The organism is Sphingobium sp. ba1 (assembly GCF_000743655.1).
Taxonomy (GTDB): domain Bacteria; phylum Pseudomonadota; class Alphaproteobacteria; order Sphingomonadales; family Sphingomonadaceae; genus Sphingobium.
This window is the reverse complement of the sequence record NZ_JPPQ01000069.1, coordinates 2,238,945-2,249,516: the sequence shown is the minus strand read 5'-3', so window position 1 is coordinate 2,249,516 and position 10,572 is coordinate 2,238,945. Positions and strand designations below refer to the sequence as shown.

The 10,572-nt window shown below is 64.2% G+C and carries 10 protein-coding genes and 1 pseudogene; 7 read left to right on the top strand and 4 right to left on the bottom strand.

The window, feature by feature from the left end; translation table 11 throughout:
* The 3 genes from IL54_RS23065 to mnmA form a co-directional block, all read right to left on the bottom strand.
* Nucleotides 1–425, bottom strand: a 425-nt coding sequence (locus IL54_RS23065) for a histidinol dehydrogenase (protein WP_193378895.1), incomplete at its 3' end; no start/stop codon positions are given.
* A gap of 165 nt (nucleotides 426–590) precedes the next feature.
* Entirely contained in the window at nucleotides 591–1,253 is a 663-nt protein-coding gene (hisG, locus tag IL54_RS14010) for an ATP phosphoribosyltransferase (RefSeq protein WP_037476505.1), read from the bottom strand.
* Between the two features lie 226 nt (nucleotides 1,254–1,479).
* Complete coding sequence (gene mnmA, locus IL54_RS14005) at nucleotides 1,480–2,586, bottom strand: tRNA 2-thiouridine(34) synthase MnmA (protein ID WP_037476504.1); 1,107 nt, start codon at nucleotides 2,584–2,586, stop codon at nucleotides 1,480–1,482.
* A gap of 196 nt (nucleotides 2,587–2,782) precedes the next feature.
* On the opposite strand from mnmA, the gene IL54_RS14000 reads away from it, so the two are divergent.
* The 3 genes from IL54_RS14000 to IL54_RS13990 all read left to right on the top strand — a co-directional run bounded on the left by IL54_RS14000 (nucleotide 2,783) and on the right by IL54_RS13990 (nucleotide 3,882).
* Complete coding sequence (locus IL54_RS14000) at nucleotides 2,783–3,013, top strand: hypothetical protein (protein ID WP_237748887.1); 231 nt, start codon at nucleotides 2,783–2,785, stop codon at nucleotides 3,011–3,013.
* A gap of 106 nt (nucleotides 3,014–3,119) precedes the next feature.
* Nucleotides 3,120–3,419 (top strand): CtrA inhibitor SciP, encoded by a 300-nt coding sequence (gene sciP / locus IL54_RS13995; protein ID WP_037476500.1) that lies wholly within the window; start codon nucleotides 3,120–3,122, stop codon nucleotides 3,417–3,419.
* Nucleotides 3,420–3,627: 208 nt separating this feature from the next.
* Nucleotides 3,628–3,882, top strand: a complete 255-nt coding sequence (locus IL54_RS13990; RefSeq protein ID WP_037476499.1) for a GlsB/YeaQ/YmgE family stress response membrane protein — start codon at nucleotides 3,628–3,630, stop codon at nucleotides 3,880–3,882.
* A gap of 81 nt (nucleotides 3,883–3,963) precedes the next feature.
* Here IL54_RS13990 and IL54_RS13985 read toward each other — a convergent pair whose 3' ends face one another.
* Entirely contained in the window at nucleotides 3,964–4,212 is a 249-nt protein-coding gene (locus tag IL54_RS13985) for a GlsB/YeaQ/YmgE family stress response membrane protein (RefSeq protein WP_037476498.1), read from the bottom strand.
* Nucleotides 4,213–4,437: 225 nt separating this feature from the next.
* Here IL54_RS13985 and IL54_RS13980 point away from each other — a divergent pair, with 225 nt between their 5' ends.
* The 4 genes and pseudogenes from IL54_RS13980 to IL54_RS24665 form a co-directional block, all read left to right on the top strand.
* Nucleotides 4,438–5,607, top strand: coding sequence for an efflux RND transporter periplasmic adaptor subunit (locus tag IL54_RS13980; protein ID WP_037476497.1), 1,170 nt, complete (start codon nucleotides 4,438–4,440; stop codon nucleotides 5,605–5,607).
* Nucleotides 5,608–5,685: 78 nt separating this feature from the next.
* A complete protein-coding gene (locus IL54_RS13975; protein ID WP_037476496.1) occupies nucleotides 5,686–8,841 on the top strand; it encodes an efflux RND transporter permease subunit in 3,156 nt (1,051 codons plus the stop codon).
* A 55-nt stretch (nucleotides 8,842–8,896) separates the two neighbouring features.
* The gene (locus IL54_RS13970; RefSeq protein ID WP_037476495.1) at nucleotides 8,897–10,162 is read left to right on the top strand and encodes a DUF445 domain-containing protein; all 1,266 of its coding nucleotides are present in this window, start codon (nucleotides 8,897–8,899) and stop codon (nucleotides 10,160–10,162) included.
* A gap of 117 nt (nucleotides 10,163–10,279) precedes the next feature.
* Nucleotides 10,280–10,572: pseudogene (locus tag IL54_RS24665) on the top strand (hypothetical protein); the annotation flags it as partial.

Below are 10,572 nucleotides of genomic sequence, written 5' to 3'. Positions count from 1 at the left end.
AGCGAACTGGGATAGGCGGCGCGACCGCCGGGGACGTAGAGCCCCGCCGCGTCGACCGCGCTCCAGCGCGCGCCAAGGCGCACGCCCGCGCTGTCCACGCTGTCGCTGTCCACTGGACGCTGCTTTTCATGATAGGTGGTGATGCGCGCGGCCGCGAGTTCGAGCGCATCGCGCAGGGTGGTGGAAATGCCTTCGAGCGCGGCGCGGCATTCGGCGGGCGTAACTGCCCAGCCGCTGACGTTCAGGTCGTGCCGGTCGAAGCGCTGGGTATAGTCCGCCAGCGCCGCGTCGCCGCCCGCGCGCACGGCCTTGAGGATCGCAGTGACATCGCGCGAGACATCTTCATCAGCCTCGCGGCGCGCATCGACCAAGGTTGTGAAGGCGGCGGCGAAGTCGGGCGAGGTGGTGGCGAGGCGTTGGGTCATGATAAGTAAAATCCTCCCCGGCACGGGGAGGGGGACCGCTTGCGAAGCAAGTGGTGGAGGGGGATTGCCCCTCGCCCATGCATCGGCGCTTTGGTACGGTCGCCCGCCCCCTCCGTCAGGGCTTCGCCCTGCCACCTCCCCGTGCCGGGGAGGATTATATTTTGTTCAAGCCGCATCCCGCACCCCCACAGCCCGGCGAAACGCCTCGACCATCGGCGCCAATTCAGCCGAGCGCATCTTGAAGGCAGCGCGGTTGACGATCAGGCGGGCGGAGATCGGCATGATGATGTCGGTTTCGACAAGGCCATTGGCCTTGAGCGTTGCGCCCGACGAAACCAGATCGACGATCCGCCGCGACAGGCCGAGCGAAGGCGCCAATTCCATCGCGCCGTTGAGCTTCACGCATTCCGCCTGCAGCCCGCGCGCTTCATAATATTTGCGCGTGAGGTGCGGATATTTGGTCGCGACGCGGACATGGCTGATAGCGGCTTCATCTTCATCGGCGGCGTCGGCGGGCTGGGCGACCGACAGGCGGCAATGGCCGATGTCGAGGTCTACCGGCGCATAGAGTTCGGAATAGTCGAACTCCTCCACCACGTCCGATCCGACGATGCCGATCTGCGCCGCGCCATGGGCGACGAAAGTGGCGACGTCGAACGCGCGCACGCGGATGATCGACACGTCGGGGCGGTTGGTGGCGAAGCGCAGTGCCCGGCTTTTCTTGTCATGAAACTCCGCCTCCGGCTCGATACCGGCTTTGGCGAGCAAGGGCAGCGCTTCATCGAGGATGCGGCCCTTGGGAATGGCGAAGGTGAGGGTGCGAGTCATGACGCGCGGGCCTTAGCCGGGCGCGGGGGGCAGGGCAAGGATTTGGGGGGGCATACTCCTTCTCCCTTGAGGGAGAAGGATATGGAGCCTTACCGAACGGAGTGAGGTTAGGCGGAGTTGGATGAGGGTGGCGGTGCGCTATCGTTAGGTCGGCACACCCTCACCCAGCTACGACTAGGGCAGCAAGCTGCCAAGTCTACGCATCCCTCTCCGTCAAGGGAGAGGGTTATAGAGCCTCCGCCATCGCGCTCTGCGTGCTGGCAATCCAGCCGCCGCCCAGCACATGGTCGCCATCATAGAGCACCGCCGCCTGTCCCGGCGCGACGCCATATTCCGGGGCGTCGAACAGCAATTGCCCGTCCACCAGCCGCGCGGGCACGGGTTTCGCCATCGATCGCACCTTGGCCGTCAACGGCCCGGCAAAATCACGACCCAGCCAGTTGATGTCGCTCAATGTCGCGCCCGATACCGCCAGGGCCGCCTTTGGCCCCACGATCACGCGCTTGGCCGGCGCATCCAGGCGGATGACGTAGAGCGGGTCGGGCTGGCCGCCGATTTCCAGTCCCTTACGCTGGCCCACGGTGTAATGGATCATGCCTTTGTGACGGCCAAGCGTGCGACCGTCGATATGGACGATATCGCCGCCCTCATCCGCGTCGGGGCGCAGCTTGCGCACGATTTTCGCATAATCGCCGTCGGGGACGAAGCAGATGTCCTGGCTGTCGGGCTTCAACGCTACCGCCAGCCTCAGTTCGGCGGCGATTTCACGGACCATCGGCTTGGGCAGGCCGCCCAAGGGAAAGCGCAGATAATCGAGCTGTGCCTGCGTCGTGGCGAACAGGAAATAGCTCTGGTCGCGCGCGGGGTCGGCGGCACGGTGCAGTTCCGCGCCCTGTGGCCCCTCGACCCGGCGAACATAATGGCCGGTGGCGAGGCAATCGGCGCCCAGGTCGCGCGCGATCTGAAACAGATCGGTGAACTTCACCCCCATATTGCACTTCACGCAGGGGATGGGGGTGCGCCCAGCCATATATTCGTCGGCAAAGTCGGCGATCACCGAATCGCGGAAGCGGCTTTCATAGTCGAACACATAATGTGCGATGCCGATGCGGTCGGCGACGGCGCGCGCGTCGCGTATGTCTTGGCCCGCGCAGCAGCTTCCGGTGCGGCCCACCGCTGCGCCATGATCATAAAGCTGGAGCGTCACGCCGATGACTTCCGCGCCGGTCTTCGCGGCCAGCGCGGCGACGACGCTACTGTCCACGCCGCCAGACATGGCAACGACGATCCGCCGCGCGTCGAGCGGCTGGGCTAACTGAAATTCTGGCTGCATGGCTGCGCCTATACCCTCGGCGCGCGCGTGGTGCCAGTGGCGAGTGATGCGATAGCCTGCCGCGCTATGCGACGAAGCGATTGTCCGAGTTTACGGACCCTTATCCATTGCCACCTAGAAAGAGGGCATGGACCTTAGTTTCCTTCGGGCAAGCGGGCTTAAACCCGTCCATGCCAGAGCCCTGGACCGACCGCGCATGCCGGTCTGGCCGTTCCTGCGAGCCGCTTGCGCGGCGGCACAGGCGGCCAGCCCGACGGCGCAGGCGGTTGCGGGCGTCCTGCGGGGGCAGGGCGAAGAGGAAGACTGGGTCCAGGAACTGGCGGCAGTGTTTGCGCCACGTTCCGGCGGCATGATCGAGGCCGTTCGTCTCGCGGGAAGTTTCAATCCGCTCGTCGCGAGCCGTCTAGCCGGGGGGCAAGTAAGATGAAGATGGCGTTTACCGTGGCGCTTTAGTCGATGTTCAGGGCTGAAGCGCAAACAGGGTTCCGTCGTTGGATTTTGCAACACCAAATGCCGCAAGTTGAGGGTTAAGAATGATCGAGAACCAGAAAATCAGGCCTGCCCAGGTCGTCGGGCCGCTCGGAGAACCCCTGACGCTGGATAGTCTGCCGCCTGCGGATACGACCCGTTGGGTGGTGCGGCGCAAGGCCGAGGTGGTCGCGGCCGTCAATGGCGGCCTGCTGACCGTCGACGAGGCATGCGCGCGTTATAATCTGACGCTGGAGGAGTTTGCCGGCTGGCAGCGCGCCGTCGATCGGTCGGGCATGCACGGGCTGCGCGTCACGCGCATCCAATATTATAAGTCTCTCTATGAGCGGCAGCAGAAATATTGAATTCGCGCCAGTCGGCGTGACGGGATTGGCAGGGGCCGTCGGAGCATCGCTCCGGCGGCCCTTTTTGCATTCCGTTGCGGGCGCGTCCTAACGGTGCAAAGCCGCGATGGTTGCAGGGGCGGAATCATTTTTGTGCGATGGAACGAGAAGCCTTGTGCCCCGTTGAACAGCTACCAACCCGCAGGGGGCGTGGTTCAAGGAGATTATCATGGGCATCATTCTGTGGCTTATCATCGGTGGCGTCGTTGGCTGGCTGGCCAGCATGGTCATGCGCACTGACGCACAGCAGGGCATCCTGCTGAACATCGTCGTCGGCATCGTCGGCGCTTTCATCGGCGGTCTGATTTTCAGCGGCGGTTCGATCAACGACGGCGTTACGCTCTACAGCTTCCTCGTGTCGCTGGTCGGTGCGATCATTCTGCTGGCGATCATCAATCTGGTCCGTCGCGGTTCGGTGCGCTAACGCGCCCAACCCGACCTTCCGGTCAAAAGGGCTGCGCTTCATCCGAAGCGCGGCCCTTTTTTATGACTGCGGGTGCTGCGGCTATCGCTTGGCCGCCAAGAAACGATACACGATCAATATGGCGATCGCGCCCAGCACGGCGGCGATGAACCCGGCGCTTTGCCCCGGCGCATAAAGGCCCGCCAGCCTGCCCATGAATCCGGCCAGCAGCGCCCCGGCGATCCCCAGCAACATCGTCACGATGCAGCCACCAGGATCGCGCCCCGGCATGATCAGCTTCGCAAGTGCCCCGGCCAACAGGCCGATGACGATCCATCCCAACAAGTCCATGGCGCGCTCCTCTCCCGTGCCCCGCGTGGATATAGCGCCACAGTCCGGTTCGCTTGGCAATATACTAAGCAGGCGTAACGAACCGGCATCCGCTATCCACCGTCCCGTGCCGATACATTATCGCTTTGCCCTTGCGCCCGACCCCGTGATATTGGGGGTTGAGGCAGGTGCTATATTCATATAACACAGTCGCTGGATGGCGAAGGCCGGAAAGATGGAATCGGCATGAATTACGAAACCCAGGTCTTGCGCGACTCGACGGTTGTCCTTGGCGACGACGACTCACGCAACGGACGCAAGAAGCTGTTGATCGTGGGCGGCGTGGTCGCGCTGATACTGATTGCGGTGGCGATATGGATGTCCATGCGCGGCGGCGATGCAGCTGCGCCCGCGCCAAGCGCGCAGGTGCCGGTGGTAACGGTAACAAGCCCCGGCCAATCGACCGTAGCCCGCACCGTCACGGCGACGGGATCGCTCGCGGCGCGCGTCGAAATGCCGGTAGGCGTCATCGGCGAAGGCGGCATGGTCAGCCGCGTGCTGGTACAGCCGGGCGATTGGGTGCGCGCGGGTCAGCCGCTCGCCATTATCGAACGCTCGGTACAGGTCGAACAGGTCCGCTCGCTCGCGGCCCAGGTCGAAGTGGCGCGCGCCGATGCGAAACTGGCGCAGGCGCAGCTCGATCGCGCCAAGGCGCTGGTCGGGCGCGGGTTCATCAGCGCGGCCGACATTGATCAACGTACGGCGACACGGGATGCGGCGCAAGCGCGCGTCAATGTCGCGATTGCGCAATTGGCCGAACAGCGCGCCCGGACGGGGCGCCTTGACATTCGCGCGCCCGCCAAGGGCCTGATCTTGACCCGTGCGGTCGAACCGGGCCAGATCGTAGGCTCAGGCAGCGGCGTCCTGTTCCGCATGGCCAAGGATGGCGAGATGGAATTGCAGGCGCAGGTGGCCGAGGGCGACCTTGCAACGCTGCGCCCCGGCAACAGCGCCGTGGTGACGCCGATCGGCGGAAAGGACCAGTTCGCCGGACGCGTGTGGCAGGTATCCCCAGTGGTCGATCCGACCGCGCGGCAGGGTATCGCCCGCGTCGCCATTCCTTATAATGCCGCGATCCGGCCCGGCGGTTTTGCCGCTGTGACGATCACCAGCGGATCCGGGACCGCGCCGTTGCTGCCGGAATCGGCGGTACAGAGCGATCCCAAGGGCAATTATGTCTATGTCGTCAACGGCAAGAATATGGTCGAACGGCGCGACGTGACCGTCGGCCAGGTATCCGATGCGGGCGTTGCGGTAACCACAGGCATCACGGGCACGGAAAAGATCGTGACATCGGCCGGGGCCTTCCTGACACCGGGGCAGAAGGTCAAGCCGGAAGCGATCAAGGGCAGTTAGGGCTGGCGCGGCCGACCACGGCCCGCGCTGGATGGATTTGGAAGGGACGGCTATCCGTCCGGCGAGGGAAAGCCCGTCATGAGTTTTCGCAATATATCCGCTTGGGCGATCCGCAACCCGGTGACGCCGTTGGTGATGTTCGCCGCCCTGTTGCTGGCGGGGATCGTCAGTTTCACGCGGATGGACGTCAACAATAATCCCGACATCAGCTTCCCGGCGGTCAGTGTTGTCGTCAGCCAGCCCGGCGCTGCCCCGACCGAGCTGGAAACGCAGGTCACGCAACGGATCGAGGCGGCGGTGCGCGGCATCAGCGGCGTGGACGAAATCACCTCCTTCGCCTCCGAAGGCCAGTCGCTGACCAATGTCCAGTTCCAGATCGGCACGCCCGTCGATCGCGCCGTCAACGACGTGAAGAATGCGGTTGACCAGATCCGCAGCGATCTGCCCGACGGCATTTTGGAGCCGCAGGTCACCCGTGTCGATATCGACGGCGGACCGATCGCCTATTTCAGCGCCGAAGCGACCGACATGACGCTGGAGGAATTGTCCTGGTATGTCGATAATACGGTCGCCAAGCGGCTGCTGTCGGTCAGCGGCATGGCGGCGGTGAATCGCGGCGGCGGCGTCAGCCGCGAAATCCGCGTCATCCTGGACCCCGCCAAATTGCAGGCATTCGGCATCACGGCTGCACAGGTCAATCAGCAACTTAATCAGGTCAATCTGAATGCTGCGGGCGGCCGCACCGAAATCGCCGGGGCCGAACAGTCGATCCGCGTGCTGGGCAACGCGCGCAATGCGCGCGATCTGGGCGCGACGCAGATCGCCATCACCGGCGGCCGCACCGTCAAACTGGCCGACATTGCCGACGTGCGTGACATGTATGCCGAACAGCGCAGCCTCGCGCTGATGAACGGGCGGCAGGTCACCAGTTTCAGCCTGGAAAAGGCCAAGGGTTCGTCGGACGTCACCGTCTATGACGACGCGATGGTTCAGCTGGACAAGCTGCGCAAGGAGAACCCCAAAGTCACCTACAAGCAGCTCTATACCAGCGTCGATTACACCAAGGACCAATATCATTCGGCCATGGCCGCGATGATCGAGGGCGCGGTGCTGGCGGTCGTCATCGTCTTCCTGTTCCTGCGCGATTGGCGGGCGACGATGATATCCGCTTTGGCGATCCCGCTCTCGGCGATCCCGACCTTCTGGTTCATGGACATGATGGGCTTCACGCTCAACGGCATCTCGCTGCTGGCGCTCAGCCTGGTCGCGGGCGTGCTGGTCGATGACGCGATCGTGGAGATCGAGAATATCGTGCGCCACATGCGCATGGGCAAAAGCGCCTATCAGGCGTCGATCGACGCGGCCGACGAGATCGGCCTTGCCGTGCTGGCGACCACCATGGCGATCGTCGCGGTGTTTCTGCCGGTCGCCTTGATGCCGGGCATTTCGGGACAGTTCTTCATCCAGTTCGGCATGACCGTCGTGGTCGCGGTGCTGATGAGTCTGGCTGTCGCGCGCCTTATCACGCCGATGATTGCGGCCTATTTCCTCAAAGCCCATGGCGAGGCAAGCCATGGCGAAGGCTGGCTGATGGACCGCTATATGAGCGTGCTGCGCTGGTCGCTCGACGAGCGGCGGGCCATCGCGCACCGCGCGCGCGGTGGCTGGCGGCGGTTCACGGCGATTTTCCTGGATCATCGGATGTGGACCGTCGGCTTTGGCGCGCTGGCCTTCATCGCGACCATCATCGCCTTCGCGACGCTGCCGATGACGTTCCAGCCCACGACCAACACCGATTTCAGCCAGGTGAAGATCGAAACCGTGCCGGGCAGCACCCTGGCGCAGACGACGGCGATTACCCGCAAGGTCGCCGATATGCTGGCGGCCGATACGAAGGTGGTCGATGCCGCCTTTGCCGATATCGAAACCACCAATGCTGACATCTTCCTGACGCTGAAAAAGGATCGGCCGATGACGTCGGTCGAATGGGAGCGCAAGATTGCGCCCAAGTTCCAAACGATCGCCGACGCACGGGTGAATTTCCAGTCGCAGTCGGGCGGCGGCTTTGGCCGCGACATCATCATGATGTTCGGGTCCGACGATCCCGTGAAACTGGAGCAGGTCGCAAACCAGTTGGTCGCGGAAATGGCCCGCATCCCCGAATTGCGCGCGCCGCGCGTCCAGGGCGACATGCAGCGGCCTGAGATCATCATCAAGCCCCGGCTCGACCTGGCGGCCAGCCTGGGCGTGACGACGGCTGCACTCAGCCAGTCGATCCGTATCGCGACGATCGGCGACATCGACCAGAATAGCGCGAAATTCTCGCTGGCCGATCGCCAGATTCCGATCCGCGTGGCGATTGCGGAGGATAGCCGCAAGGATCTCGGCACGATCGAAAATATGCCCGTGCCCACCGTCAATGGCGGATCGGTGCCGCTCAAGGTGGTGGCCGACATCACCTTCGGCGCCGGGCCGACGCAGATCCGCCGCTACAACCAGATCCGCCGCATCGTCGTCGGGGCCGACATGGCACCGGGCGTCGTGACCAGTGAGGCGACCAAGAAGATCAACGCTCTGCCGCTGATGAAGGCGATCAACGAAGGCCGTATTCAGGGCGTGCAAAAGATCGACGCCGGCGATGCCAAGTGGCAGGCGGAAATGCTGGTCAATTTCGCCATCGCCGTGGCGTCGGGCATCCTGCTCGTGCTGGCGGTGCTGACGCTGCTCTACAAGCGGATCATGCCGCCCTTCGTCAATCTGGGCTCGCTATTGCTCGCGCCGTTGGGCGGGGCGCTCGCCCTGCATGTCGCAGGACAGCCCCTGTCGATGCCGGTGTTCATCGGCCTGTTGATGCTGCTGGGGATCGTCGCCAAAAACTCGATCCTCGTCATCGACTTCGCGCTGGAGGAAATGGACAAGGGCGTGCCCAAGTTCGAAGCGATCGTGGACGCCGGGCATAAGCGCGCCCAGCCGATCGTCATGACGACAGTGGCGATGGTGGCGGGCATGGTGCCCACAGCGTTGTCGCTGTCGGGCGATGGTGCCTGGCGCGCGCCGATGGGCATCACCGTGATCGGCGGCCTGCTGCTGTCGACCGTGCTGACGCTGGTGATCGTGCCGGCTACCTTCAGCCTGGCCGTCGCGCTCGAAAGCTGGGTTGGGCCGCGCCTCGGCCGGGGGCTGCTCACCTACAAGCCGGGCGATGACAAGGGAGTCGCCCTGCCTGCAGAATAGCCGGATGGATTAGAGCTTTGCCTGAACGAAACGGCGGCGTAACCGTTAAGCAGCCATGACATTGCTCCGCGCCTCCCGGTCGACCGGTGACACCCTGCCCAATCCCGCACGGCGCATGCGAATGTTCGCGACCGCGATGCTGCTGGTCATGGCGGCGATATTCATCGCGGCGCGGGCCACTGTCCATATCCATCCCGCCATCGGTTTCGTGCAGGCCTTTGCCGAAGCCGCGATGGTGGGCGGCCTAGCCGACTGGTTTGCGGTCACAGCGCTGTTTCGCCATCCGCTCGGCCTGCCCATCCCCCACACCGCGATCATCCCGCGCAACAAGGACCGGATCGGCGAGACGCTGGCGGTCTTCCTGCGCGACAATTTTCTCACGCCCGCCGTCGTCGCGCGGCGGATGCGGACGATGGATGTGGCGTCGGCGGCAGGCCGCTTTCTTGCCAGTCCCTCGGCAGGCGACGGGCGGCTCCGCGCGGGCGCGTCCCGCCTGATCGCCGACATGCTGGAAGCGCTGGACCAGGAACGACTGGGCGGCATGGTCAAGGGCGCGATCGGCCAGCGGCTGCGCGGTATCAATGTCGGCCCGCTGATCGGTCAGGCGATCGAGGCGGCGATGCGCTACGGCCGCCACACGCCGGTCATGGACGGCATCATCCACTGGGCCGACAAGACGCTGGAAGCCAATGACCATCTGATCCGCCAGATGGTGCATGACAAGGCGGGCAAAGTGCTGCGCTGGACCGGGCTGGATGAAAATCTGGCCAATGCGATCATCGACGGCCTGCGCAAGATGTTAGCGGAAATGGCCGCTGACCCCGGTCATGAGCTGCGCTTGAAGGCGGAAGAGGGCATGGCGAAACTGGCCTTCGACCTGCAATTCGACCTGGAAACACAGGCCAAGGCGGCGAAAATCCGCGACGAGATACTCGACAATCCCGCCATGCAGCGCTGGATCGACGGGCTGTGGGAACAGGCGCGCGGCGGCCTGTTGCGGGCGGTGCGTGATCCCGGCAAGGCGATGGCCGGACGGCTGGGCGAAGCGCTGCGCCAGTTGGGCGGCACTTTGCAGGAGGAGGCGCGGCTGCGGCTGGTCATCAACCGCTTCGTGCGCCGCGCGGCGGTGGGGGCGACAGCGACCTATGGCGATGCGATCGTGCGGCTGGTCAGCGATACGGTACGCGGCTGGGACGCGGGCACCATCACCAACCGGCTGGAAGGCGCGGTCGGCCGCGACCTGCAATATATCCGCATCAACGGCACGCTGGTCGGTGGCCTTGTCGGGCTGATCCTGCATGCCATTGACGTGGCGCTTTAACCCTTCCCGACAGCTTCTCCAGCGACTCAATAAAATGATGTTGCAACATATCATAGAAATATGATGTAACATGTCATGATCCGTCCAAAGGCGGGCGGTGTGGAGAGGAGTCGAGCGATGCGCAAATTGGCGATTCAGGCGACGGGCAACCAGCGGACGGAGGCGGCAATAGCAGCGCCTTCAGGCTATCAGGGCGGCAAGGGGACGCCGTTCGGCATCGGTGGGGCGATTGCGGTCCATGTGTTGGCGATCGGCGTCTGGCTGATGATCCCTCAAGAGATGATCGACACGGTGTTCACGCCGCCGCCGCTCATCACCACAAACGTTCCGCTGCTTGATCCGCCCCCGCCCGAACCGGTCAAGCCGACAACCACAGAGCGGATACCGACTCGACCGACAGAGCAGCGCCC

Excerpts from the sequence above, each read along its gene's own strand:
- hisG (WP_037476505.1), bottom strand. The coding sequence starts at position 1,253 with ATGACTCGCACCCTCACCTTCGCCATTCCCAAGGGCCGCATCCTCGAT.
- mnmA (WP_037476504.1), bottom strand. The coding sequence starts at position 2,586 with ATGCAGCCAGAATTTCAGTTAGCCCAGCCGCTCGACGCGCGGCGGATC.
- IL54_RS14000 (WP_237748887.1), top strand. The coding sequence starts at position 2,783 with ATGCCGGTCTGGCCGTTCCTGCGAGCCGCTTGCGCGGCGGCACAGGCG.
- sciP (WP_037476500.1), top strand. The coding sequence starts at position 3,120 with ATGATCGAGAACCAGAAAATCAGGCCTGCCCAGGTCGTCGGGCCGCTC.
- IL54_RS13990 (WP_037476499.1), top strand. The coding sequence starts at position 3,628 with ATGGGCATCATTCTGTGGCTTATCATCGGTGGCGTCGTTGGCTGGCTG.
- IL54_RS13985 (WP_037476498.1), bottom strand. The coding sequence starts at position 4,212 with ATGGACTTGTTGGGATGGATCGTCATCGGCCTGTTGGCCGGGGCACTT.
- IL54_RS13980 (WP_037476497.1), top strand. The coding sequence starts at position 4,438 with ATGAATTACGAAACCCAGGTCTTGCGCGACTCGACGGTTGTCCTTGGC.
- IL54_RS13975 (WP_037476496.1), top strand. The coding sequence starts at position 5,686 with ATGAGTTTTCGCAATATATCCGCTTGGGCGATCCGCAACCCGGTGACG.
- IL54_RS13970 (WP_037476495.1), top strand. The coding sequence starts at position 8,897 with ATGACATTGCTCCGCGCCTCCCGGTCGACCGGTGACACCCTGCCCAAT.